Here is a 23,473-nt window from a genome sequence, read left to right as displayed (position 1 = left end):
ATGATTGAGGATTGCAAGCTTCAATCGTTGACTTTCCCATTCTGCTGCTTCCGATTTCAAGTTCTGTTGCTTTTCATTCCAATACCATGTGGGTAGTTAAAAGAGTTTCATCTTAGAGTGGCATATCGCCATCATAGAGGGGGACCTTCGGAGTTGGCATCTCATTAGTAAGCATCTTTAATTATAACCTAACTGCATATAAGCGCAATATACATTCCTCCAAAATTATTAGTCAGAACCTACTCCCCCAACCTCAAGAGTTCAATATTTGTCACATTTTGCAGAAGCTTGTCTCCGGCCTGTAATTATGGAAATCATCTGCCCGTATGCTTTAATTCAGCAGTTTTTTGCATTTTTCAAATAATCTGAGTGCCAAAATCAGTTAGTTTGTTCCATGCATACATAACACGCTTTGTAAATAATTGTTGCCGCCGAACTCAAATTATGTGAAAATATATTCTGTAGACTTTGGAATACGAAATTACTCGATGAAGGTGGTTAGACCCTGTGATTACTGTTCAATCCACGAACGAAGCTGATGTAACAGCACGCAATTATGTGCAAAGCGTCTTTGAAACTGTTGTAAGCCGCAACCCTAATGAGAGCGAATTTCATCAAGCGGTTAAAGAAATTCTCGAATCCCTCATTCCTGTCATCGCTAAGCATCCGAAATATATGGAACATGGTGTGCTCGAAAGAATCGTCGAGCCGGAGCGCATGATTTCTTTCCGCGTACCTTGGGTAGATGACAAAGGTAAAGTACAAGTAAACCGTGGCTTCCGCGTACAATTTAACAGTGCAATTGGACCTTTCAAAGGTGGACTGAGATTTCACCCCTCCGTTAATGCCAGCATTATCAAATTCCTCGGCTTTGAGCAAACCTTCAAAAACTCCTTGACCGGTCAGCCCATTGGTGGTGGTAAGGGCGGTTCCGACTTTGATCCCAAAGGTAAATCTGACGGCGAAGTTATGCGTTTTACCCAAAGCTTTATGACAGAGCTGAACAAATATATCGGACCTGACACCGACGTACCTGCAGGAGATATTGGTGTAGGCGGCCGGGAAATTGGCTTTCTGTTTGGACAATACAAACGGATTCGCGGCGGCAATGAAGCGGGTGTTCTTACAGGAAAAGGCCTTACTTATGGAGGCAGCCTGGCTCGTACAGAAGCTACCGGATACGGTGCGGTATACTTTGTTAATGAAATGTTGAACTCCAAGGGCTTAAGCTTTGAAGATAGCACAGTTGTCGTTTCCGGTTCCGGTAACGTAGCGATTTATGCAATCCAAAAAGCTACGCAATTAGGTGCCAAGGTTGTAGCTTGCAGCGATTCCAATGGATATATCTACGATAAGGACGGCATTAAGCTTGATACCGTTCGCAGATTGAAAGAAGTCGAGAGAAAGCGTATCTCCGACTATGTACTGGAGCACCCAACAGCTTCTTACTTTGAAGGCTGTCAAAATATTTGGTCCATCGCGTGTGATATCGCCCTTCCTTCTGCCACGCAAAATGAAATTGACGAAGCTGCAGCGAAATTGATGGTTGCCAACGGTGTTAAAGCGATTGGTGAAGGTGCCAACATGCCTTGTACACTTGAAGCGATCGACGTATTCCTGGAAGCTGATGTGCTGTTCGGACCTGCTAAAGCGGCCAATGCTGGCGGCGTAGCGGTATCTGCACTTGAAATGGCGCAAAACAGTATGAGATATTCATGGAGCTTCCACGAAGTGGATGACAAGCTTCATATGATCATGAAGAACATTTACAAAAATTCCGTAGAAGCATCTGAAGAATACGGATATCCCGGCAACCTCGTTGTTGGTGCTAATATCGCCGGATTCATTAAAGTTGCAGACACAATGATTGCACAAGGTATTATTTAATTCATAGCGTCTGTTGCTGCTACACATACAAAACAAGGACAAACCCATAGCGGTTGTCCTTGTTTTTTTGCCGTTTATTGTGTATTCATTGAATTCACAGCCGTTTGCGTTTATAGCGAGCAACGAAGACGCAGGATAATAAAAGAATAACGAATGCGGTGCCTGCAGCTACAGCCTCACTTACCGTGCCTTCTTGTTGGTTGGCCTGCCCACCGGGACCGCCTCCCATGCCTCCAGGTCCCCCTTGTCCCCCTCTACCCATGCCCATACCACCGGGAGGACCTCCTTGTCCTCCAGCTTCCATACCACCTGGTGCGCCCTGACGATCAGCCATTTGCCCTGCTTGGCCCGTTTGACCTGTTTGATTGGTCTGACCATTTTGATTGGTTTGGTTAACTGCACCTGCTGCCTGTGATTGAGCAGTCTGACTCGTTTGGCCATTTCCTGCCATCTGTGTGGGTTGTACCTCTGTTGCCGATTGCCCTGACGGGACGGCTTGCGCTGCTAATACGGCCTGCCCCGCCTGAGTGGTCTGCGAAGCTATTACGGCATCCTGAACATTAGCTGCGCCTGCATCAGGCTTGCCATTCATGCCACCACGCATACCACCACCTCCCATACCTCCACCCATACCACCGCCGCTGCCACTGCCATCACCTGAGGAAGGGGAGGTGCCATCCAACTGCTTGGCAATCGTGGCGACCTGCTGAGCTGCAAAGGTGGTCAGCTGAGTCACGCCTTTTTGATATTCATCATAGGTGTAAAAAGCGGTAGGGTCTTGTTCCACATAGCCTGAAATCAGCTGGGACAGCTCCTGCACACGGGCTGCAAATGCTTCACCCGATAAATAGCCTTCGATGCTCTCCGTCAAATACTGATGGTACTTCTGCTTGTAAGCATCCACCTTCAGCAGCTTATCAATCAGAGGCCGCTCCGAAAGTGTGCCTTGTGTCGGCTCGTCAATGAAAATACCCGATGCTCCAAGACCTCCAAACGCCATATTGTAATCCCACGGCAATACCGAGAATATTCCTTTGTTCTCATACAAATAATAATTATGCTTGTTGGTACCGAGATAGCTGTCCATATTCGCGGTCAGTACATTGAGTGCAATGAATTTGAGCGCTTCATCGACATCCAGCACCTTACTATAGTCCGTTCCTGTGTTCAACTCCTTGAGCATGTCGAGAATAACGTTATCGTTCGAGGATTTCGATTTCAAATCCAGTCCTTTATAGGCATCCATCGTTTCCAGCCATGTCAATTCGCTGCCGTTACCCCCGTTGGCTTTATACAGGGCACCGTAAGCATTGCCAAAATTACGTTCCAGATATGAATCGCCGATTTGCTCCACTGCCAAATAAAAACCTTTGAGCTCCCCATTTACATATACATTTACAAAGGAATATCCGGGAGTCGGCAAGCCTAATCGTTCGGCCAACTCATAGGTTAGAAATTCGCGCATATATGAGGCATCGCTGTAATTGTTGTTCAGATTGATTTTACTGATGCCGTACAGCTGCTGACTCGATATATATTCATCGAACGAAATTTTGAAGCTGTACCGGTCGGAATCGGAGCTTACTACACTTCTCAAGCTGAGGTTTCCTTTGGTTCGGATCGCTACATTGTCAAAGTGCTGTCCGTTGTAGTCCACAGAGGCCGTTTTAAACTCCTCCTGACTGGCATTGTCCAACATATCCTGAAAATCGGCTGCAGCCATCGTAATCTTCACATCAACCACGTGGTCTTTGGGAAATACATGGGTCGCTTGGTTCTGCTGATTGCTGACCGCTGCCGAAGATACGGCGCTGCTGCTAGTGCCTGTTATACTGTCTGTTACCGCGCAGCCCGTTAATCCGAATACAAGACTGATACATAGCAGCAGCTCTATCCACTTGGCTTTCATCGTAAAACCTCCTTTCCAGTCATTCCGTTTAAGACACGTAGTCGCCGCTGTAGCTAATCAACACGGCATTTCTGACGCCGTCCAATCCCGAAACTTTATTGACAAAAGCACCTTCGTTATCATTCAATCGCAGCTCAAGCGTGATTTCGATATTGCCATGAGTTACGGTTTTTTGCTTCACGTTGTATCTTTTCACCAATTTCTCTACAACAGTATGGACCTGTTTCTCAGTATCATCCCCATCGCAGTTGATCACCAGCAAATAAGGGGTTTCGAAGGACGTTTTTTTGATAAACAGAAACATCATGACACCAATGACGGCTGAACCGACAAAAGCAAGGGTGTAGAAGCCGGCTCCGGATACTATTCCCGCTGCTGCCGCCCAGAACAGGAAGATCAGATCGGTAGGATCCTTGATCGGTGTACGGAAACGAACGATGGACAGGGCACCGACCATCCCGAGTGACAGCACCAGATTGGAATTGACCGCGATAATAACCATTGCCGTAACCATTGTCATCCCGATCAGTGAAATGTTGAAGCTCTTGGAATACAGAACACCACTGAAAACCCTTTTGTAGAGCAGGTATATAAAGAACCCGATAAAAAAGGCAACCGCCAAAGTAAGTAGCATTTTGGTAAGATCGATATCAGAAACAAAGTTTTTGACGACCGACTTTTTAAGTAAATCGGTAAAAGTAGTAGCCGTCGTACCTGTAGAAGCAGCGGCAGCAGCAGTTTCCGTTATTGCAGCTATTGCAGTATCCATAATTAATAATCCTCCCACGTATTAAATTTCAAAAACTTGCGGCACATCACATATTTAGAGGCGGACTGCCGATTCAACCCTTCAAGCTGAATGGCTGCCCGGATATACTCAGGAATATATTCATCGTATTTGACCTCCAGGATGATCAAATTCTCATCGATGGCCCGAACCGCTTGCAGATCCTTATTGAATATGTCTGTAGCGTGCAGACCGGTCCTTAATTCTTTATCGAAAGTAATGCGTACATTACCGCTCGGACAGACATACGGCTCCCGTACATAATCGACAATCACCTTGGGGCGCAGCAGCTTGTGCTTCATCTCCTGATACAATTCCATAAATAAAGGCTTGTCAGGTTCATTCAATACTTCAAAACTTCCCGCAATGATAGCTTCATACGTTGCTCTGCTGATCGGTTCCTTCACTTTAGCGATGTAATCATTGAATTTGATTTTTTTCTCAAAATGAATCACATTGTCCTGCACATTATAGATCCGAATCCGGTATTTGACCCGATCCCGGATACCACCCAGCTTCTCATGCAGCGCTTTATTGCTCACATCATCAAAGTACAGGCTGCGGATGTGATACTCTCCTGTTGCACCCACATTGTTGTCCTGGCTCATCAGGCTTTTAAGTCGCTGGCGGATCAAATAAAATTGATGCTGATTGATGAAAAACTTCAGTTCATGGCGATATTTCAGCTGCTTATTCATGTGGCACCCCTCTCTATCCAAGCTCTCCTGCACAGCACTCTTGCTTACAAACACATCTTAACCTGCTTACCTGAACTGTTTCTAAGCAGCGCCTGAATACGAACTGAATGTTTACAATTTCTTAATAATTCAAGATTGAAGACTTCTCGTTTGGGCAGTTACACCGTATGACTGAATGCACAAAAAACGCGGCCCCTCCAAGGAGGTGACCACGTTTCGCTTCGTTACATGCTGGCATGTTACTGCTATACTGTTAGCTCTTGAGAAATTCGATAGTAATCCTTACATACTGCCAACAGCCGTTCCTGATCGATATACAAGCCAAAGCCTGCAGCCGGCTCTGTGACGCACACTTGACCCTCTGCACTGCGCGAGGTAGCTTGTGTCAGAATGCAGGACTCGAAGCCCTCAGACTCACCAGGCTTTTCCAAGGCTTCGACCCAATCCGCCCCGAGTCCAATCGCCAGCTGCTGCCACACCGTGCATGCAGGTCCAACCAGGCTGTCATCGCCGATCATCAGCTTGGCGCCGAATCCCTGAATCGTTCTTGCCAATTCGACGGCATGAATCAATGAGCCTGCGCAGCCCGGATGGATATTGTAGATGCCACCCATACCCGGAGCAGCCGTTTGAATCGCTGTGACAGCAGGACGCAGCGGCGCATCTGGAAGAAGCTGCAGCCCATCGACCCGATTTTGCAGCTCTATCCACTGTTCAGTCGACAGGCTCCCCGGGTCCTCACAAGCGTTCAATCCAACCGCATGCAGCTGAAGCATCGCAGCCGTAAGATCATCCAGACTGTCAGTGCTTTGCTTCTTGCGGTAGCCATCATTTACATCACCAACAAGAAAGGCTTCCTCTCCAATGACCGATCTAGCGGCTATAACAACCGCCTTATCCAGCTCGATATCCCCGAACAGCTTCACCTTGAGATGTGTGCGATAGCCTTGCTCAAGCGACAGCCGTGCCTTCTCCTTCACGACTTCCGTATCATTCTCCAGAATACAATACAAACCGGGAACAGCCTCGGTCCCTTCCAGACCCAACAAGGCAATGGCTTGCACACCCAGCAGCTTTCCGGCCAGATCGACCAAAGCCGTCTCCAGCATTTCGGTCGCTTTGGACCCATTCTGCTGCAAATGGCTCATTAGCCACGCAATGCCATCTGAAATACGCATACCGATTAAGGGTTGAAACGAATCCAGCCACGCTTTCAAATCCAGCTGATCCTGATTCACTGCAATAATATTTTCTCCCCAGCCGGATTGTCCTGCGGCCGTGATTCGGATAAAACCGTGGATGCGATTGCTCCATGAACCGTGACTAAAATTACGCTGTACATCCACATCATAACGGTAAACCTCAATCGACTCTATGTGATGCTGTATCTGACTTAGCTGCTCCATAACCTTCAATGTCAAAAAGCTCCCTCCACTGCACTTCTCATAGGATGTATTAACATGTCATTCATCTTTAAACTTTGTGAAGCTCGCGGAAGTCCTTTGGTGTCATTCCTTCCATCTTCTTGAAAATTCGATTGAAATAAGCAGGCTGGTAGCCAATCCGTACGGCAATTTCCTGCATTTTCAGATCGGAATGCATCAGGAAGTGCTTGGCATGATCCAATCGGACCTTGGTAATATAATCAACAAAGTGCAAGCCGGTCACCTGGAAAAACATTTTACTCAAGCTGGACGCAGCAACCCCGAGACGGTCCGCGCACAGATCCAGTGAAATATCTGTATGATATTCGGCACGAATCATTCCAATCCCGATTTCGATCAATTGTCGGGCCTTATGGTTCTGGTTATGTGCAAGCTCATTAATGAGCGGCTGGATGATTTTGTCGTCAAACCAGGTGCACATTGCATCAATATCCTTCAGCGCCAACAGCTCTGCGTACAGCTGGCCCCAATCATACAAGGAGCCTGCCTGAATAATTCCCGACTGCATAATCGAGGATTGAATAGAACCGAGCAGCTTAAGACTGCCCTGCTGCAGGAACAGCTCCAGCTCGGAATTTTTTTTCAATTCCTGAAAAAAGACGTTCAGCAGCCTGCGACTGTCATCTCCAAGACCGATAAAAAGCGAATGAATCAGGTCATTTTCAACCGTAAACGGGTATTTGGCCGCGCTGTTGTCCTCATTCATCGGTTCATTTAAATCTATAATTTGATTCGATTCATGCAGCTTTCTGTGCCGCAGCGCTTGCTGCACCTCTGCCCACGCGTTCGGTACCTGACTGATCGAGGACATCGTTTTACCTAAACCTACAACCGTGTCCATCTTTAGAATCCGATGCAGGCTTTGACCGATTTCAGCAGCCATTTCATTCAAGCGGTTCGATATTTCTGAAGAGGAGATACGGTCAGGAAACATAATAAACAAGCCCACGGACAGATCGTGCAAATTCATTACACACACATCGTCGTGCTGGGTTAGCTCTTCAATAATGTTCGCTGCCGCAAAAGTAACCAAAGGCTGCTCATCATCACGAAATGCCCCTTTGAGTTGTTGAAATCCAAGCAGCTGCACGACAACAACGACAAACCGCTTATTTTCCGTTTCCCAGCCATACTGCTCCAGCCGTTGTCTGATTTCATCCTCGTTCAGCAGTAATAAGTGGCCCTGTACCAGCTGCAGCAGGAAGCCGATCTTCAAGGTCGAATAATGCGCCTCCAGCCGCGATTGCAGCATATGGCTTTCGCTGTTCAGGTGCCGCCATTGATCCTCAATGTAGGTAATCTCATCCTTGGGAACGAGCAACGGCTCAAAGCCTGAAGGCGAGATGAAGGTACGGACCAAGCGATGAATCGGCTGATAAAGTCGAACCGAAGCATACCACGAGCTGAATAATATCAAAATAAACCCAACAATCCCAACTCCCAGTATGAGTCTGGATACGATCACAATTGGTTTAACGAATTCAGATAACGGTACCGCCGAAACCAGCTGCCAGGAGGTTAATGGAATCGTAGAGGTTGACACAAAAAAAGGCTCGTTGTTCCAGCTCCAGCGAAAAGAAGAAGGCTCTGTCCTCGTTTGAATCTCCTGCTCAATCGCTTCATTCAAGCTTTTGATTCTGGGGGAGAAATGGTCACGGGATAACAAATAACCATCCAGATTGCGGATAAAAATCGTCCCGCCCAGGCTTTCATCGAAACCTGCGATGTTCATAAGCTGCTTTTCGTTCAGACGGACCAGGATTGCACCGAACGGCTCCCCGATAACCGGAAGCTTGTGAATAACAAACATGCCCGGTTTCCCCGCAGCATCCAGGCTTCTCCAGAAAAGCCGCTCCTTACTCGTCATCAATTTACGGTACAGCTCATTTTCCTCCGTACTGAGCTTGCGAATGCCTTGACTGTCGGAGACGAGTCTGGACGGATTGTCCAGATACACATAAACCTGATCAATCAGCGCACTGCTGTTGTTCATAACGGTCAGTGACTGATAGAATTCCATCGTCAGCGCGTAATTGTCCTTAAAATCGATGCCTCGCAGCTTTTCGCTCATAATCGGATTAAGCGCCCACTGATTCATACTGACCTGAAGATGACTTAGCGCATCGTTAACCTGTTTGATGGTGTATTCCTGCTGCAGGCTGTGGGTTCTTTCAACCTCACGTTCAATATACCGAACCCCTATATAGTAGCTGCTGACTGATATGAGTATGGTTGGAATGATCGTAACCAGCAAAATCAGGATCAAACTTCGCTGGAAAACGTGACCTCGGTAGGTTCGTGTATCTGTTCGTTTACGCCACTTGAATCGTATCATCCATTCACCTGTATTCTAGTAGGGGTAAGGCCCATGAGAGATGCCTCCCATGAGCCTGGTCATATCATATGACAATAAATAGTCCAGCACGCTAAATGATGATGATACGATACTAATCCTATTTATTGGCCATTCTCGATTGATAGGAATCGTTGGTTTCTTTAATAATTTTTTGGAAATCTGCGTCCTTGGACAGCTTCTGCGCCCATTCATCCCATGCGGTAAGCGGTTCTTTGCCCATAATGATCTTAACCTTCAGATCCTCGGTTTTTTTGTCGAATTCCGCACCCAGCTTGATCGCGGTTTCCGAGTACAGACCATAGCCGATATCCGGAATCGCGTATTTGGCGCGCTCGTCGATAATTTTTTTGTTGCGCTCAAAGATATCGTTCGGCATGCCCGTACGGTACGCCCACAAATATTTTTCGTCGCGGCTGAAGATTTTACCAAGTGCGCTTTGCGAGACGATATCCTTTTTCGCTTGCTCGGTTGCTGTCTTGATGCCATCTTTTTCGGTATAATGCACATCTTTAAGTCCGTACCAGGCCAGGTTCGCACCTTCCTCGGAGGAGCCGTAATCCATCAGCTGCAAAATCGTTTTCAGCTTCGCATCAGACACTTTTTTGGGGATGACATAAATCCCGTTCAGACCACGGAACTGGTACACCATCTTTTTGCCGCTCGGGCTGATCAAATACGTAATCGGCATCATATCGGCGTTCGGAATTGTCTTTCTTAGCTCTTCCGTTGGACGCCATGAGGCTTCTACCGTATCGGTCCAGATGCCCGCTTTGTTAGCCTTCGCCATATCCTCAAACTGGCTTGTTTTCAGAACTGCAAAATCCTCGGGAATGACCTTCTCGTCATACAGCTTTTTCTGAAAAGCAATCGCATCACGTGTTTCCGTTTCCAGATAAATGTGGGTCAGCTTGCCATCCTTCATCTTCCATTTGCCCTGTGTTGAGTTGAACAGCGGCTCAAACAGGAACGTTCCAACATTGCCGGCCAGTCCGTACGTATCCTGCTTGCCGTTGCCGTCCGGATCGTTAAACGTAAATGCTTTCATCGTCTGGAACAGCTCATCAATGGTTTCAGGTACTTTAAGTCCCAGCTTATCGAGCCAGTCCTTACGAATATTCGGGTACGACCAACCGCCTAAAGGACGCACGGCCGGAATACCGTAATTTTTGCCATCCTGCAGCTTGGAGTTGGTCCATACCTCCTTAGGGTAGGCCGCAAGGTTCGGATAGCTTTTGATCATATCAGGTGTAATTTCCCAGAATGCCCCGTCTCTGGCCATTTGCAGCACCAACGGATCAAACGGATCGACAAACATCAAATCGGGAATATCACCGGAGGCCAGCGTTACCTTCGTTTTCTCTGTATAGTTGTTGGGAGACACCCATTGAATATTCAATTTCGTATTCGTGCGCTTGCCAATTTCCTGTACAATCACATTATCGGCACCGGGTGGTTCCGGTGTGCTGAAGTTGGTCATAATCGACACGTCTGTCGGCTTGCTTGGTGTGGCCGCTCCCTGAGATTCGGTTTTGCCGCCCTCTACACCGCAGCCCGTCAAGGCAATACTCGCTGCCAGAAGCAGCGTCGATCCTTTAACTATAACATGCTGTTGTTGTTTCACTCTATAAACCCTCCCATATATGTTTGGCTATCTTATCCCTTAACCGAGCCTACCATAACACCCTTGGCAAAATGTTTTTGTAAAAAAGGATAAACGAGCAGGATCGGTACTGTTGCAATCACGACCGCTGCCATTTTCAAGGTTTCCGGAGGAATCGTCTGCTCATTCATCATTTCCTGAGCTGCCGCACCACCCGCTGCTGTTGAGGAATCAATCAGCATATTTTGCAGTAACACCTGAAGCGGCCATTTGGACGCATCGCTCATATACAATACCGCCGAGAAAAACGTATTCCAATACCCGACCGCATAAAAGAGACCGAATGCAGCCATCGCCGGAAGCGACAACGGTAAAATAATTTTGAACCAGACCCCAATATCATTGCAGCCGTCAATCAGTGCAGCTTCCTCCAGACTGTCCGGGATGCTGTCAAAGAAGCCTTTCATCAGCAAAATATACCAGCCGCTCGTCAATACCGGAATAATCAACGACCACAGGCTATTGATCAAATGCAGGTCCCTTACCAGCAAATAAGGAGGGATCAGTCCTGGATTGAACAGGGTCGTGAATAACACAAGCAGCATAATGAGCCGCCGTGCCAGCATTCTTTTGCGAGAAAGGGTATACGCCAGAGCCGCTGTCACAATGAGACTGCATGCTGTACCTACGGTTGCCAGAAAACCGCTGACAAACGTTGCATTCATAAAGGCTGGCGTAGATAGCAAATACTTGTAGGAGACCAACGTCCATTTGCTAGGGAAAAATTGCATCCCGCCCTTTACATATTCAGAAGGATCTGTGAACGAAACGACAAATACATAATAGAGCGGGAAAATCGTAATCAGACTAATCAATGTTAACAAGAAATAATTGAATATCGGAAAAAGGAGATCTTCCTTGCTTTTCCTCATAGTATCCCCCTGCCTTACTGGATAAGCGCCCACTAATAAACAAAGGACCTAGTAAACGCCCTCTTCACCAAACCGCCGCGTCAGACCGTTCGCAATTAATACGAGTACAAGCCCTATCACCGACTTGAACAAACCAACCGCCGTACTAAAGCTGAACTGACCCTGCTGAATTCCGAGACGATACACATACGTATCAAATACATCCCCCACCTCGGACACGGCCCCATTTTTCATCAAATACACCTGCTCAAATCCAACATCCATAATATTGCCGATGCGCAGGATCAGCAGGATCAAGATCACATTGCGAATACCTGGCAGCGTAATATGCCACATTTGACGCAGCCGCTTGGCACCGTCCATACGTGCCGCTTCATACAGCTGAGGGTCAAGCCCTGCCATTGCTGCCAAAAATATTATCGTTCCCCAACCCGCTTCCTTCCAGATCGACTGCACCGTTAACAATCCCCAGAACAAATTAGGATTCGTCAGGAAATCTACCTTGGGAAATCCGAGCGCCACGATCATATTATTAATAACACCATCGCTTCTGGAAAGCATCAGGATGGTAATCCCGACTATAATAACCCACGACAGGAAATGCGGCAGATAAACGATCGATTGCACCGTCTTTTTGAATTTATTGCCTACCACCTCATTGAGCAGCAGGGCCACCAGAATCGGCAGCGGAAAGTAAAACACCAAATTCAAAATATTAATCGCCATCGTATTACGAAACAGCAGCATAAAGTCCGGGTTGGAGAAAAACCGGTTGAAATGCTCGAATCCCACCCACGCGCTGTTCATCACACCCCGATACGGAGAATAATCCTGGAAAGCAATAACGATCCCCCACATGGGGACATATTTAAAAATAATGATATACAGGATACCCGGCAGCGCCAGCAAATATAAAAACTTATCTCGCATCAGAATAGCCCACACACGTGAGCGGCTTTTCCTCATCGTCTTTGGGGCAGCCGGCCTCATGTCAGACGTCATATCTTGATTCATTTCCATACTACACCCCCTTTCTCATCAGCTTTGTGCACCAGCAGTAATCACATCCTAGTGGAACGTAAACATTTCCGCAATTAGACTTTTTTTCAATCCAAAAAAACCCGTCACACCGCGGAAAATCAGGAAAACGCAAAAAATCCGCTCCCTGTTCGGAACGGATTATCGCAGCGGTTATCGATGATTCTAGAGTGAATATTATGCTTTCAAAGCCGCTGATTCGGTTGTAATATGATGAACATAATCGACCTGGCTTTGCGCCAGCTGCTCATCGGTTACGTTCGTAACATCGCTAAGCGTGAAAGGCGGCACGTAGTTGGCACCGACAAAATGTACAAGCGCTTCGATAGGTCTGACGAGCTCCGGCAGCGTGAAACGATTAGAGCCATCCGGCTGATACGATTCGCTCGTGCCGTAAGTGGACAACGCTGCTCCGATTTCCTTGCCCTGCAAATGGTCGCCGCCCGGACCGTAAGCCCAGCCGTATTGGAGCACAGCATCAAACCATTTTTTCAACAGTGGTGGCGTGCTGTACCAATAGAGCGGATATTGAAAAATAATGCGATCATGTGCCTTCAGCAGCTCCTGCTCACGAGCCGTATCTATGGCTTCATCAGGATAAACCTCATATAAGGAGTGGACGGTCACATTGTCGTGCTTTTGCAGTTCTTCAATCCACGCCTTATTAATACGGGACGAAGCAAGGTTAGGATGTGCTGCTATAACTAAAGTTTTCATTGGGATTCGCTCCAATTCATCTATATTTTCAACAAGCTAATCATATATTATCTGCTTTAAATTAGTAAGTACGCACTTTTTGGGTTAATACTTACCAAACGGAAAGAATGGAGCTTATCGAGCGCATACAAAAAAACGACAGTCCGTGCATGATGATCATGCTTAGACTGCCGTTATCGTGTAATTAAACCCCTGTGTGGGACCGATTATGCACGTATAGAAATGGTTGTTGGCTCTTCCTGGTCAGGTAACTCTTCGCGTATAACTGTCCCTGCCAACCGGAACTGCTCGCCCCATTGCATTAAGGAGATAATAGCCGTTCTTAATCCTTCGCCAAGAACAGTCAATTCGTATTCCACCTTGGGAGGAACAACTGGGTAAACATGTCTACTAATGAGGCCTGCCTCCTCTAAATCCCGCAGCTGTTCGGCTAGCATTTTATGATTTATGCCCTCAATCAGTTTTTTCAGCTCTCCATATCGCTTCTTTCCGTCCAACAGCTTGAATAAGATCGATGGTTTCCATCTGCCGGCAATGACGGAGACTGAAAGCTCTATCGGACATTGAAAGTTTTTGCCATTCAGTTCGTATCTGGCATTTGAAGCCTCCAAGTATGACACTTCCCTTCTAATGAACACCTAATCAAAGTTAGACAGTGTACTCTCTTATTGAGTATTATGCTATCGGAATTATGCGATTTTGTAAAGAAATTGCTCTTGCCAATCGATTCAAAAAAAATCCGCTCCCTGAACGGAGCGGATTTCACCGATTTATTTTTCATCCTGCAAAATGCGAGTTGTACCACACCGCGGCAGCGGCCACCTCGGTTTTGGTGAGTTGGTGACCTGCGTTTTCCCAATGAAGAGTGACAGGAGCGCCCGCGCCGCTCAGCAGCCCTTCCATCTCTTCGGTTTCTTGAGGCGTGCAAAGCGGATCATTCCTACCCGCACCGATGAAGCAGGGAATTGCCGATAAATCGGGCAGCTGCAGTCCACGCAGCGGCACCATCGGATGATGCAGAATCGCTCCACGGAAAACATCCTGAACATGGAACAGCAGGCTGCCTGCGATATTGGCACCGTTGGAATAACCGATAGCGACGAAATTACGGCGATCCAGTGCATAGTCTGCGGCGGCAAGATCGAGAAAGTCTTTGACCTCTTGCGTACGCAATATTAAGTCCTCCTCGTCAAACACACCCTCGGCCAGCCTGCGGAAATACCGATTCATTCCGTTCTCCGACACATTGCCCCGAATGCCAAGTACGGACGAGGTCGGCGCGATGCTTTGGGCTAACGGCAGCAGGTCATGCTCCGTACCTCCCGTACCATGGAACAAAACCAACACGGGTGCGCTCGGATCTGAGCCTTGTCGAAATACATGTTTCATTATATGTTCCCCTCCAACGCCCGTACCTGAATAGGGGGCAGATTATTTTCGATTTGTGAACGATGGGCTTCCAGCCATTCTGGCAGCATCAGCTTCTCACCAAGTGCTTCCGGCTCCTCATCTCGTGTAAAGCCCGGTGGATCGGTAGCAATCTCAAACAATATACCGCCGGTTTCCCGAAAATAAATCGCATTAAAGTATTGACGATCTACAATGGGTGTCGGATGAAACCCGTGCTGCTCAACATGGCTTCTCCACAGTCCGTGATCCACATCGTCCTTGGCGCGCCAAGCGATATGATGCACGGTTCCCGCTCCTCCGGCACCCAGCTCCATCGGATTGATGTTGACGTCGATAAGGTTGCCCAGATCGCCTGTCGCTGCATAACGGGTATACGTCTCGTTTTGCGCGATTTTTGTGAGTCCCATCACCTCTACCAGCAGGTTCCCGGTTTGCTCAGGCGCCATGCTGTACAGAATCGCACCACCAAACCCTTTGATCGCCTTATCCGCCGGGACGCCACCAATCGACCATTGACTTAACGGTCCCGCTTCCCGCTCCACGATTTCAAGCCGCAGCCCGTCTTTATCGGTAAACTGCACATATACCTCGCCAAACCGTTCCGTTTTCGTTACCGAGACCTGAAAGCTTTTCAGCCGTGCTTCCCAATAATCCAATGTACCTGTTGGTACCACATAGGTTGTGTAACCTACCTGACCTCCGCCAATTCGCCCTTTACGCGATCCTGCATACGGAAAGAACGTGATAATCGTGCCCGGATTTCCCAGCTCATTGCCAAAATACAAATGATATACCTCTGGCGCATCAAAATTAATTGTTTTCTTGATCAAACGTAGTCCAAGCACTCCTGCGTAAAAATCAACGGTTTGCTGTGCATCCCTAACAAATGCGGTTATGTGATGAATACCTTTCGTTTGTTGGCTCATCTTCTCCAGCTCCTTATCTTCATTTAGATTATCTTTCTATAACCTGCCTATTTCGATTCAAAACTTGTTGAAGCTGACAAATTCGCCGACAGGCTTACGATAGCCGCGCGGCCGCAGCTTCGAGGTATCTTCTTTTCCAATCGTAATCAACAAAACCGGAACATGCGTATCTGGAATATTCAGCACTTCACTCAGAGCCTTCGGGTCAAAACCGATCATCGGGCAGGTGTCCCAGCCCTTCTCCTTGGCGACCAGCATCATCAGCATCGCGGAAATACCGGCATTGCGAATTGCTTCCTCACGCTTGAACGTTTCGCCTCCTCCTTCATAAAAGCTGTGAACCGACTCCACGGTCATATCGTATTCCTGTTGATTAATGACACCGAGATGCAACAAACCTTCATTGATCTTTCCGGCATCCTTGTAAGCTTCTTTATTGCCCAGAACCACAATGGCTGCGGAGGCGCTTTGCACTTTATATTGTTTGTAGGCGGCTTCGTACACCTTATTTTTAACTTCGGGATCCTTCACGACTACATAGTGAGCATGCTGCAAATTAAAAGCGGAGGGTGCGAATTTCACGAGACTAAAAATTTCCTCCAGCTCCTGATCCGTAATCTCGACACCTGGTATAAATTTAGTAGCTGATCTTCGTGCTTTTAATAAATTAATAAAATCGCTCATGATAATGCCTCCTTGGTATAATAGGTTATTGGCTATGTAAATGATAAAAAAACTAAGATTCTTAATTTAAAGATATTGAGGCGGCAGATAAACAATCCAAGCCTGTTATGCTGCTATCTGCCACTCCCTGCATCGTTCCGCGTATCCTGAACCGTTTAAGTTTCTATTTAAAGCTTTCCTGCGCGTACTTGCCGAGTTTTTTGAGCAATTGTGCTGCAGCCTGCTTCTCCTCAGCGGATAATCCGTCCACTGCTCGTTCGATAACCTCAGTGTGTTCGGGGAATGCTTCTTCTATCCACTGCTTGCCTGCCTCGGTTATTTCCGCAAAGATGAGGCGGCGATCCTCGGTGCAAGCTCTCCGTGAAACGAGTTTCTTTTGCTCAAGCTTATCGACAACGTAAGTAATATTACCGCTGCTCATCAGCACCTTACTGCCAATTTGTTGAATAGCCTGTGCTCCCTTGTGGTACAAGAGCTCCAGAACACCGAACTCGGTCCTGTTCAGACCCCGCTGGCGAATATCCCGATCCGCATGGGCATTTACCCACTGGCTCGCTCTGGATAATGCTATAAAAAGATCCAACGAATCATTCTTCAAACTTTCCAAATTTCTCACCTCTTTGTTGTTCGGTGGTTCGTTGTAGTTATTATCTTAATTTAAAGATACTTTATTTGCAGGTAATTGTCAAGCCTCTATTTTTGAAATCAAAGTGATGAAAAAGATTATTCCATCTATTTGATACCGTCCATGTAAAGCTCTTGACTTTCTACATCAGTTGTAACTATAATGATTACAACAAGAGGGTGAACCTAATGAAAAAAATTAGCTCACGATTTTCCATTGCAGTACACATTATATCACTCGTTTCGGTCATGCCTTCGCTTACAGGCGACGTCATAGCGGGAAGTGTGAACACGAATCCGGCCATTATCCGTAAAATTATGGGGCAGCTTAAAAAAGCCGGTTTGATCACAGTTCGAGCTGGAACAGGTGGGGCAGCCCTTCGTGTGGATGCGGCGCAAATTACACTGTTGGATATTTACAGGGCAGTTGAAGTCGTGGATCATAACGAATTGTTTAACTTTCACGAGCATCCGAATCCCGATTGTCCGGTCGGTGCCAACATCGAAGCCGCTCTTCGTGCCACTATGGTCACAGCCCAACTGGCGTTGGAACGCGAGTTGGCTGAGGTTACCGTTCAACAACTGGCTCGCCAGCTCGTCAACGAGAAATAAGCTCTTCATCGAGCTATTTTTTTTCAATTAGTTGTAATCAAATCGGTTACATCACTCTTGCAGGATAGCTACTAAAGAACGACCATTATGAGGAGGAATTCACAATGAGCACGAACCAAGAAACCCTTTTAGTTACAGGCGCAAGTGGACATCTCGGAAGTATCGCTATCGACTGGCTGCTCGCCAATTATGAGGGACCGATTATCGCGACTACACGCGACCCCGAGAAGCTCTCGGCACTTTCGGCCCGCGGTGTTATCGTCCGTAAAGCTGATTTCGATCAACCGGAAACTTTAAGCGAGGCATTTGCCGGGGCGCAGCGTTTGTTGTTAATCAGCACGGATGCTATTGCAGTTCCGGGCCAACGCGTTAAGCAGCATAAGGATGCCTTAAGCGCTGCTGTACAGGCAGGTGTCAAACACATTGTATATACATCGATTCCCAATTCCGAACCAGGCTCGGCCTGCTTGATTGCACCCGATCATTACGCTACAGAGGAGCTGATCAAGAATAGCGGTCTCTCCTACACGATCCTGCGTAATAATTTATACAGCGAGAATCTGATTCCAACGCTGCAGCAGGCAGTCGCAAGCGGTATTCTTGGTACAGCAACAGGTGAGGGCGCAACCGCTTATGTGACCCGCCACGATTGTGCATGGAGCGCAGCCGCAGCACTTACTTCCACTACCACTGACAATCAGATAGTGGATGTAACAGGACCGGAAGCCATTTCCGGAAGCGAGCTCGCACAAATAGTCAACGAAATCAGCGGAAAGAGCATTCAATTTGTTCCGTTGGAAACAGCTAAATTAGTTGAAATATTGGAATCTATCGGCCTTCCAAGCGGGTTGGCTCAGGCGTATGCTTCTTTTGATACTGCCTCCGCCCGAGGTGAATATGCGCAAACATCTGCAACAGTTCAACAGCTGACAGGCAAGTCTCCAACAACCCTTAAACAGTTTTTAACGGATAACAAATTAGCCTTTACAGGTGCTGAATAATTCAACCGCATTAATGGTTAGACTTATCCCATCAGAAATAACCCTGCAATCCCACATGACTCGTGGTGCTGCAGGGTTATTTGCCAAATGATTAGCGGTAATAAGGACATCAATCTTATTCTCTTATGATAAATAACTTGCTTTGGACTGTCTGATTACTAATAAACATCCCTTCTCGTAAACGAAACGAATGAAATGATTAGAGCAGCTGAGCCCCAGATCAACAGCACGAGCAGTGAGAAGCCCAGTGACATCCCCTCGACCGGAGGAGCAGCATCCTCCAGATAGCTGATCAACTGCAGATTAACCATAAATAAATATTTAGCCGATTCCCAAGAGGCTACCATCGTACTCAGGATCGTCCCTGCAATGAGACAAGCCAGCATGATCCCCATGACCGCCGCGGTACTGCGCACCAGAACGGAGAACATGAACGTAATTGTAGCTACTACAGCCGATACGAACCACGCCAATCCCAGCTCCATCAAAATATACTGCCATTGCGGCACCAAATGCATTCCTGATGCATCCAACTGCCCGCCATTGACCTTGAAGCCGGTAAGAACCGGAGCCCCCCACCCCTGAAAGCCAAACACGAGCCCGGAGATGACGGCTGATAGCAAGCCGAACAGCGTAATAATCAAGGACACAGACAGCAGGAGCGCCAAATATTTACTGAGCAATATGCGCCATCTGCGTACCGAGTGCGTCAGCAGTACCTTCATCGTGCCTGCGCTGTGTTCGGAGGAAACCAGATCAGCGGCAATAATCATCATCATCAAAGGCAGAAGCAGATTTATACCGCTCTTTACAAAACCTCGGACAAACGTCGGGGCACCCGGCTCAGACGGATTCACATTGTATTCCAAATAGTATTTTTGCTGATTCATGCGAATCTCCAGCTCTTTGCGTGTAGCCTCTGGCGTTCGGCTGCTCGTAATCCGATTCTGCCAGCTGGCAATACGCTGCTCCATCGCTACGCGCCAATTGACATCCCCGAACCTTTTACGGTTTTCCTCAGCTTGCCGATACTGTGCATACGTAAATACAGAGATCAGAATCCCCAAAATGAGTGCGATGACCAGCAGCCTTCTTTTGCCGGTAAGCTTTAACATCTCGTTAAATACCAGATTAGTCAATGCCTTGTCCCCCCGTCAGCTCAATGAACAGATCCTCAAGCGACGGCAGCTTGCGGCTGATCTCGGTTACCGTCACTCCCGCTGACACGAGAATCTGATTCCAGCGACCGATCTCCTGCTCCATATAGGGAGTGATCAAGAGCGCCCCACGCGTTTCTACCGAATCGGTCAGCCCGCTCAACACCTGGTAGCCCTTATCCATAGGATGCAGCCTCCAGCTTACCCGCTCCTGCTGGGCCAGCAGGCTCTGTACCTTGTCCACCCGAACAATTCGACCCTTGGATATAATCGCGACACGATCGCACATCAGCTGAATTTCGCTCAGCAGGTGGCTAGAAACGAGCACGCTCAAGCCTTCCTTCTCCGCTAGATAACGAATGAATTCACGCATCTCCCTGATGCCTGAAGGATCCAGACCATTGGTTGGCTCATCCAGAATGAGCACTTTCGGATTCCCAAGCAGTGCCTGAGCAATCCCGAGCCGTTGGCGCATCCCGAGCGAGTAGGTTTTCACTTTATCGTGAATTCTGGCACTCAATCCGACCAGCTTCACCACTTCCGCTATCCGGACATCGTCAATCCCTTCCATCATCCGCGCGAAATACTGCAGGTTGCTCCATCCACTTAAATACGTATACAGCTCAGGGTTTTCAACGATACAACCCAGATTCCGCATCGCCTCCGGAAATTGGGTATGCAGATCGTAGCCGCACACCTGAATCGACCCGGCTGTGGGCCGAATCAGACCGACCAGCATTCTAATCGTGGTCGTTTTGCCAGCGCCGTTGGGTCCCAGGAAACCGAATACTTCGCCTCGCCTCAGATCGAAATCCAGACTCTGAATAATTTCCCGCTTGCCTATCACCTTTCTCAGACCTTTTACCGACAATGTGATCTCGTCCATATGCCCACCCCCTACCACGTAATTAGTGAAGCCAATCGGTCCCCGATTAAACGGTAGCCGGCTGCATTCGGATGGAACAAGTCTTTGGCCAAATAATCCTGTACCTTCAATTGAAATAAATCAAAGGTCGGCACCTGCACAGTTAATGTATATTTGGCAGCAATTTCTGATGATTTATAGTTCCAATCCCTCACGATTTTGTTCGTTGTTACGCTATCCTTCAATTCGCTGAATGGATTGTACAAACCAATGAGGAAGATTCTCGCCGTAGGATTGTGCTCCCGCAGCTGCTTCAAAATCCCATCGAGCTGAGGCAAATACGCGTCCTCGGTTTCTTTGATTCGGGTCTCAGATAAATCCCCCATTGCCTGCCCACCACGGAACAGATCATTCCCGCCTATGCTGACGAGAATAATATCAGCCGCCTTGACCTGAGCCTGAACGGGTGCTTGTCCAAGAGATGCCACCAATTGCGTGGAGGTTTGTCCATCTATCCCGAGATTTTCCAACACAATCTCTTTCCCTGACTTAGCCTTCATATCTGCTACAGCATGTCCGACATATCCCTTCCGCTCCGGGTCCCCCGTCCCTTTGGTCAAAGAGTCGCCAAGTGCCAGCACCCGGAAGGTGCCCTCCTTAACTGCAACGGGAGCAAGTACCGGAATCGCAGCCGCTGGCTGCTCTATAGGTGCTCGTGGAGGCTGTGCGGTCGCTGCACCTGTGAAATAATCCTGCATCGCAAATACAAGCCCGCCTACCCACAACAGCCCCGATACCAAACCCATGATCATCGTCCATCGAATCGCCTTTTCTCTCATCTGAGCCCTGCTCCCACCCTCCGCTGCTTATGATTATATGCTGCTTTGAACATACCATATGAAGCTGAAAGCTGGCTGAAAGTTGGTGGATTTTGCACAGCAGCATCACATAATCGTCCATGTAAACTTGTCAGTCGTGCCGGGTTTATTCCACTCTAATCTCGCATTAAGAAATGTTTGCTCCGCTAACAGAATACGAATACATTCCTTATAGTAATCAGGCACCCTCTCGTTAAGCTTAAGATCACTTAGCGCCACCCAGTGCGGAATATGCTTTTCAGGCTCCTTCGTCATCAGCTCTCCAAGAACATGACGTGTTACAAAAAAGGTAGTCACAGCATGATCCTGATTTGCATGATTGATATAAGAAACAATGCCTCTTAATACTGGCCTTTCAATACATAAACCGGTCTCCTCATCCATTTCTCTGATGCAAGCATCCTCCAAAATTTCATGCAATTCGACACCACCGCCAGGAGGGGTTAATTGCTGGTAATTAAAATAGCTCCGAATCTTTTTTTCCATGAGTACTATGCTACCATTCCTGATAGCCACACAAGCAACTCTAGTTCGTATTGCCACATAATTTCCCCCTTAAATAGTTCAAAATCAACAAAGAACCCCCTATGAAAGGGGGCTCTACAGTCAGACGCTTACCATGCTTCTCCCTCTCATCTTTGCAAAGAATAAACTTTGCAGGAATTTGCACCGTGCTTGTAGCAAGTCGGTTGCCGCGGTTTCATAGGGCCAGTCCCTCCACCGAACTCTGGATAAGAGCTATATGCAATTGTTATTTTTTACATTATCAGCTTATATCAGGTATATCAAGACCAACTGTTGATGCTTTTTTAAAATACCTCTACTTGCGGCTGTACACGTAAACCTTGGTTCGATATAGGTCCTTACAGGTGATCATGCGATCAGGCTCCCAGTCTGGCATCGCAAAGCAGACGCTAATCACCAGCGCTCCCGGTGCCAGCCGCTCCTGAAGGATTGTACTCAGACGTCTCATCGCGCCGGGGTATAAATAGCAGACCACGATATCCGTATGATCATAGGAGTACCCATAAATATTGCCATAGCAAAAGGCCAGTCTGTCTCTATTTCGGTCACGGACTGACAGGCGACCGATCAACTGCGAGCTCCAAAGCGGAATGAGCGAATTCTCAATGCCAATCAACCGCCAACCGGGACAATGCTTGACCAGATGCAGAGCGAGCGTTCCCCAACCAGAGCCAGCTTCTACAATCGATCCTTGTCTGGAAAATCGGTTGATTTCGGCGGCTACCGTGCGGCGGACCTGAAGCGATGAAGGCATCGGCGAAATTCCGTTCAACAGGCTGGAGGTTACAATTAACAGCATCACAAGCAGCATGACGGCTATGCATACAACTGACATGATTTGATAAAATGAAACCGCCACGCTTCTCCACCCTTCTTGATTACTTTTTCAGATAACGACTGTGTCTCCTGAGGCTCTATTTTATCACGCCTTCCCGATTTAACATACTTGGACAGCATATTTGAACTTACAGTTGACAGCTGTGGATTACATGTGTAATATAACTATTGTATTACATATGTAATCTACAAAAGTCAGGAGGTAAGCCTGTGACAAATGTCCCCCAAATATCCGATGCGGAATGGGAAGTCATGAAAGTACTCTGGGCCAAGACGCCACGTACGGCCAACGAGGTTATCGAGGCTCTGGAAGATCAAACCGATTGGAAACCAAAAACGGTAAGAACGCTTTTAAACAGACTGACCCAAAAACAAGCTATTTCGTATTCGCAAGAAAATAAGGTGTACGCCTATTTCCCGCTCGTAACCGAGGACGAATGTGTAAGGTACGAAACGGAGTCCTTCCTGAAAAGGATTTACGGCGGTGCCTTTAAACCGATGTTGGTTAACTTTTTGAAAGAAGACAAGCTATCTGCCGAAGATATTAAAGAATTGAAAAGCATCCTTGATGATAAAACAAAATGA

General features: G+C 47.4%; 23 protein-coding genes and 1 riboswitch. Of the genes, 4 read left to right on the top strand and 19 right to left on the bottom strand.

The window, feature by feature from the left end:
• Positions 1–507 precede the first annotated feature (507 nt).
• Complete coding sequence (gene gdhA, locus BK127_RS23285; protein WP_076233914.1) at positions 508–1,887, top strand: NADP-specific glutamate dehydrogenase; 1,380 nt, start codon at positions 508–510, stop codon at positions 1,885–1,887.
• A gap of 94 nt (positions 1,888–1,981) precedes the next feature.
• On the opposite strand, the gene BK127_RS23280 is transcribed toward gdhA, so the two are convergent.
• The 14 genes from BK127_RS23280 to BK127_RS23215 all read right to left on the bottom strand — a co-directional run bounded on the left by BK127_RS23280 (position 1,982) and on the right by BK127_RS23215 (position 16,996).
• A complete protein-coding gene (locus tag BK127_RS23280) occupies positions 1,982–3,796 on the bottom strand; it encodes a CotH kinase family protein (RefSeq protein WP_076233913.1) in 1,815 nt (604 codons plus the stop codon).
• 28 nt (positions 3,797–3,824) lie between these two features.
• On the bottom strand, positions 3,825–4,565 hold the full coding sequence (locus tag BK127_RS23275; protein WP_076233912.1) for a DUF4956 domain-containing protein: 741 nt from the start codon (positions 4,563–4,565) through the stop codon (positions 3,825–3,827).
• 2 nt (positions 4,566–4,567) lie between these two features.
• Positions 4,568–5,281, bottom strand: coding sequence for a polyphosphate polymerase domain-containing protein (locus BK127_RS23270; RefSeq protein WP_076233911.1), 714 nt, complete (start codon positions 5,279–5,281; stop codon positions 4,568–4,570).
• A gap of 245 nt (positions 5,282–5,526) precedes the next feature.
• Complete coding sequence (locus tag BK127_RS23265) at positions 5,527–6,702, bottom strand: enolase C-terminal domain-like protein (RefSeq protein WP_076233910.1); 1,176 nt, start codon at positions 6,700–6,702, stop codon at positions 5,527–5,529.
• Between the two features lie 52 nt (positions 6,703–6,754).
• Entirely contained in the window at positions 6,755–9,061 is a 2,307-nt protein-coding gene (locus tag BK127_RS23260; RefSeq protein ID WP_076233909.1) for a helix-turn-helix domain-containing protein, read from the bottom strand.
• Between the two features lie 118 nt (positions 9,062–9,179).
• Positions 9,180–10,703, bottom strand: a complete 1,524-nt coding sequence (locus tag BK127_RS23255; protein ID WP_076233908.1) for an extracellular solute-binding protein — start codon at positions 10,701–10,703, stop codon at positions 9,180–9,182.
• Between the two features lie 32 nt (positions 10,704–10,735).
• The gene (locus BK127_RS23250; RefSeq protein ID WP_076233907.1) at positions 10,736–11,614 is read right to left on the bottom strand and encodes a carbohydrate ABC transporter permease; all 879 of its coding nucleotides are present in this window, start codon (positions 11,612–11,614) and stop codon (positions 10,736–10,738) included.
• Between the two features lie 48 nt (positions 11,615–11,662).
• Positions 11,663–12,628, bottom strand: a complete 966-nt coding sequence (locus tag BK127_RS23245) for an ABC transporter permease (protein ID WP_256711413.1) — start codon at positions 12,626–12,628, stop codon at positions 11,663–11,665.
• A 201-nt stretch (positions 12,629–12,829) separates the two neighbouring features.
• Positions 12,830–13,369 (bottom strand): NAD(P)H-dependent oxidoreductase, encoded by a 540-nt coding sequence (locus BK127_RS23240; protein ID WP_076233905.1) that lies wholly within the window; start codon positions 13,367–13,369, stop codon positions 12,830–12,832.
• A gap of 206 nt (positions 13,370–13,575) precedes the next feature.
• The gene (locus BK127_RS23235; RefSeq protein WP_076233904.1) at positions 13,576–13,980 is read right to left on the bottom strand and encodes a winged helix-turn-helix transcriptional regulator; all 405 of its coding nucleotides are present in this window, start codon (positions 13,978–13,980) and stop codon (positions 13,576–13,578) included.
• Positions 13,981–14,146: 166 nt separating this feature from the next.
• Entirely contained in the window at positions 14,147–14,758 is a 612-nt protein-coding gene (locus BK127_RS23230) for an alpha/beta hydrolase (RefSeq protein ID WP_076233903.1), read from the bottom strand.
• Positions 14,758–15,705, bottom strand: a complete 948-nt coding sequence (locus BK127_RS23225; RefSeq protein WP_076233902.1) for a ring-cleaving dioxygenase — start codon at positions 15,703–15,705, stop codon at positions 14,758–14,760. Before BK127_RS23225 ends, BK127_RS23230 begins: the two co-directional genes overlap by 1 nt.
• Before the next feature lie 57 nt (positions 15,706–15,762).
• The gene (locus BK127_RS23220) at positions 15,763–16,389 is read right to left on the bottom strand and encodes a nitroreductase family protein (RefSeq protein ID WP_076233901.1); all 627 of its coding nucleotides are present in this window, start codon (positions 16,387–16,389) and stop codon (positions 15,763–15,765) included.
• 163 nt (positions 16,390–16,552) lie between these two features.
• Positions 16,553–16,996, bottom strand: a complete 444-nt coding sequence (locus BK127_RS23215) for a MarR family winged helix-turn-helix transcriptional regulator (RefSeq protein ID WP_076233900.1) — start codon at positions 16,994–16,996, stop codon at positions 16,553–16,555.
• 206 nt (positions 16,997–17,202) lie between these two features.
• On the opposite strand from BK127_RS23215, the gene BK127_RS23210 reads away from it, so the two are divergent.
• Both BK127_RS23210 and BK127_RS23205 read left to right on the top strand, forming a co-directional pair.
• Positions 17,203–17,625, top strand: coding sequence for an Rrf2 family transcriptional regulator (locus BK127_RS23210; RefSeq protein WP_076233899.1), 423 nt, complete (start codon positions 17,203–17,205; stop codon positions 17,623–17,625).
• 104 nt (positions 17,626–17,729) lie between these two features.
• A complete protein-coding gene (locus tag BK127_RS23205; protein WP_076233898.1) occupies positions 17,730–18,626 on the top strand; it encodes an SDR family oxidoreductase in 897 nt (298 codons plus the stop codon).
• Between the two features lie 158 nt (positions 18,627–18,784).
• Here BK127_RS23205 and BK127_RS23200 read toward each other — a convergent pair whose 3' ends face one another.
• The 5 genes from BK127_RS23200 to BK127_RS23180 form a co-directional block, all read right to left on the bottom strand.
• A complete protein-coding gene (locus tag BK127_RS23200) occupies positions 18,785–19,765 on the bottom strand; it encodes an ABC transporter permease (RefSeq protein ID WP_076233897.1) in 981 nt (326 codons plus the stop codon).
• Positions 19,758–20,669 (bottom strand): ABC transporter ATP-binding protein, encoded by a 912-nt coding sequence (locus tag BK127_RS23195; protein ID WP_076233896.1) that lies wholly within the window; start codon positions 20,667–20,669, stop codon positions 19,758–19,760. The genes BK127_RS23200 and BK127_RS23195 overlap by 8 nt, the downstream gene beginning before the upstream one ends.
• Before the next feature lie 11 nt (positions 20,670–20,680).
• Positions 20,681–21,487 (bottom strand): GDSL-type esterase/lipase family protein, encoded by an 807-nt coding sequence (locus tag BK127_RS23190; protein ID WP_076233895.1) that lies wholly within the window; start codon positions 21,485–21,487, stop codon positions 20,681–20,683.
• 105 nt (positions 21,488–21,592) lie between these two features.
• Positions 21,593–22,069: an NUDIX domain-containing protein gene (locus BK127_RS23185; protein ID WP_144026537.1), complete on the bottom strand. Its 477-nt coding sequence runs from the start codon at positions 22,067–22,069 to the stop codon at positions 21,593–21,595.
• An 86-nt stretch (positions 22,070–22,155) separates the two neighbouring features.
• Positions 22,156–22,264, bottom strand: a riboswitch (SAM riboswitch).
• A gap of 82 nt (positions 22,265–22,346) precedes the next feature.
• Entirely contained in the window at positions 22,347–22,886 is a 540-nt protein-coding gene (locus tag BK127_RS23180; protein WP_076233939.1) for a class I SAM-dependent methyltransferase, read from the bottom strand.
• Between the two features lie 254 nt (positions 22,887–23,140).
• On the opposite strand from BK127_RS23180, the gene BK127_RS23175 reads away from it, so the two are divergent.
• A complete protein-coding gene (locus BK127_RS23175; RefSeq protein WP_083689510.1) occupies positions 23,141–23,473 on the top strand; it encodes a BlaI/MecI/CopY family transcriptional regulator in 333 nt (110 codons plus the stop codon).

The sequence above is a fragment of the Paenibacillus sp. FSL H7-0331 genome (genome assembly GCF_001956045.1).
Note: the sequence above shows the minus strand (reverse complement) of the source record. Positions and strands in the feature narration are given on the sequence as shown.

Bases quoted from the DNA above. Each gene is read 5' to 3' on its own strand.
- BK127_RS23280 (WP_076233913.1), bottom strand. From the start codon at position 3,796: ATGAAAGCCAAGTGGATAGAGCTGCTGCTATGTATCAGTCTTGTATTC.
- BK127_RS23275 (WP_076233912.1), bottom strand. From the start codon at position 4,565: ATGGATACTGCAATAGCTGCAATAACGGAAACTGCTGCTGCCGCTGCT.
- BK127_RS23270 (WP_076233911.1), bottom strand. From the start codon at position 5,281: ATGAATAAGCAGCTGAAATATCGCCATGAACTGAAGTTTTTCATCAAT.
- BK127_RS23260 (WP_076233909.1), bottom strand. From the start codon at position 9,061: ATGATACGATTCAAGTGGCGTAAACGAACAGATACACGAACCTACCGA.
- BK127_RS23250 (WP_076233907.1), bottom strand. From the start codon at position 11,614: ATGAGGAAAAGCAAGGAAGATCTCCTTTTTCCGATATTCAATTATTTC.
- BK127_RS23245 (WP_256711413.1), bottom strand. From the start codon at position 12,628: ATGAATCAAGATATGACGTCTGACATGAGGCCGGCTGCCCCAAAGACG.
- BK127_RS23240 (WP_076233905.1), bottom strand. From the start codon at position 13,369: ATGAAAACTTTAGTTATAGCAGCACATCCTAACCTTGCTTCGTCCCGT.
- BK127_RS23230 (WP_076233903.1), bottom strand. From the start codon at position 14,758: ATGAAACATGTATTTCGACAAGGCTCAGATCCGAGCGCACCCGTGTTG.
- BK127_RS23225 (WP_076233902.1), bottom strand. From the start codon at position 15,705: ATGAGCCAACAAACGAAAGGTATTCATCACATAACCGCATTTGTTAGG.
- BK127_RS23220 (WP_076233901.1), bottom strand. From the start codon at position 16,389: ATGAGCGATTTTATTAATTTATTAAAAGCACGAAGATCAGCTACTAAA.
- BK127_RS23210 (WP_076233899.1), top strand. From the start codon at position 17,203: ATGAAAAAAATTAGCTCACGATTTTCCATTGCAGTACACATTATATCA.
- BK127_RS23205 (WP_076233898.1), top strand. From the start codon at position 17,730: ATGAGCACGAACCAAGAAACCCTTTTAGTTACAGGCGCAAGTGGACAT.
- BK127_RS23195 (WP_076233896.1), bottom strand. From the start codon at position 20,669: ATGGACGAGATCACATTGTCGGTAAAAGGTCTGAGAAAGGTGATAGGC.
- BK127_RS23190 (WP_076233895.1), bottom strand. From the start codon at position 21,487: ATGAGAGAAAAGGCGATTCGATGGACGATGATCATGGGTTTGGTATCG.
- BK127_RS23180 (WP_076233939.1), bottom strand. From the start codon at position 22,886: ATGTCAGTTGTATGCATAGCCGTCATGCTGCTTGTGATGCTGTTAATT.
- BK127_RS23175 (WP_083689510.1), top strand. From the start codon at position 23,141: ATGAAAGTACTCTGGGCCAAGACGCCACGTACGGCCAACGAGGTTATC.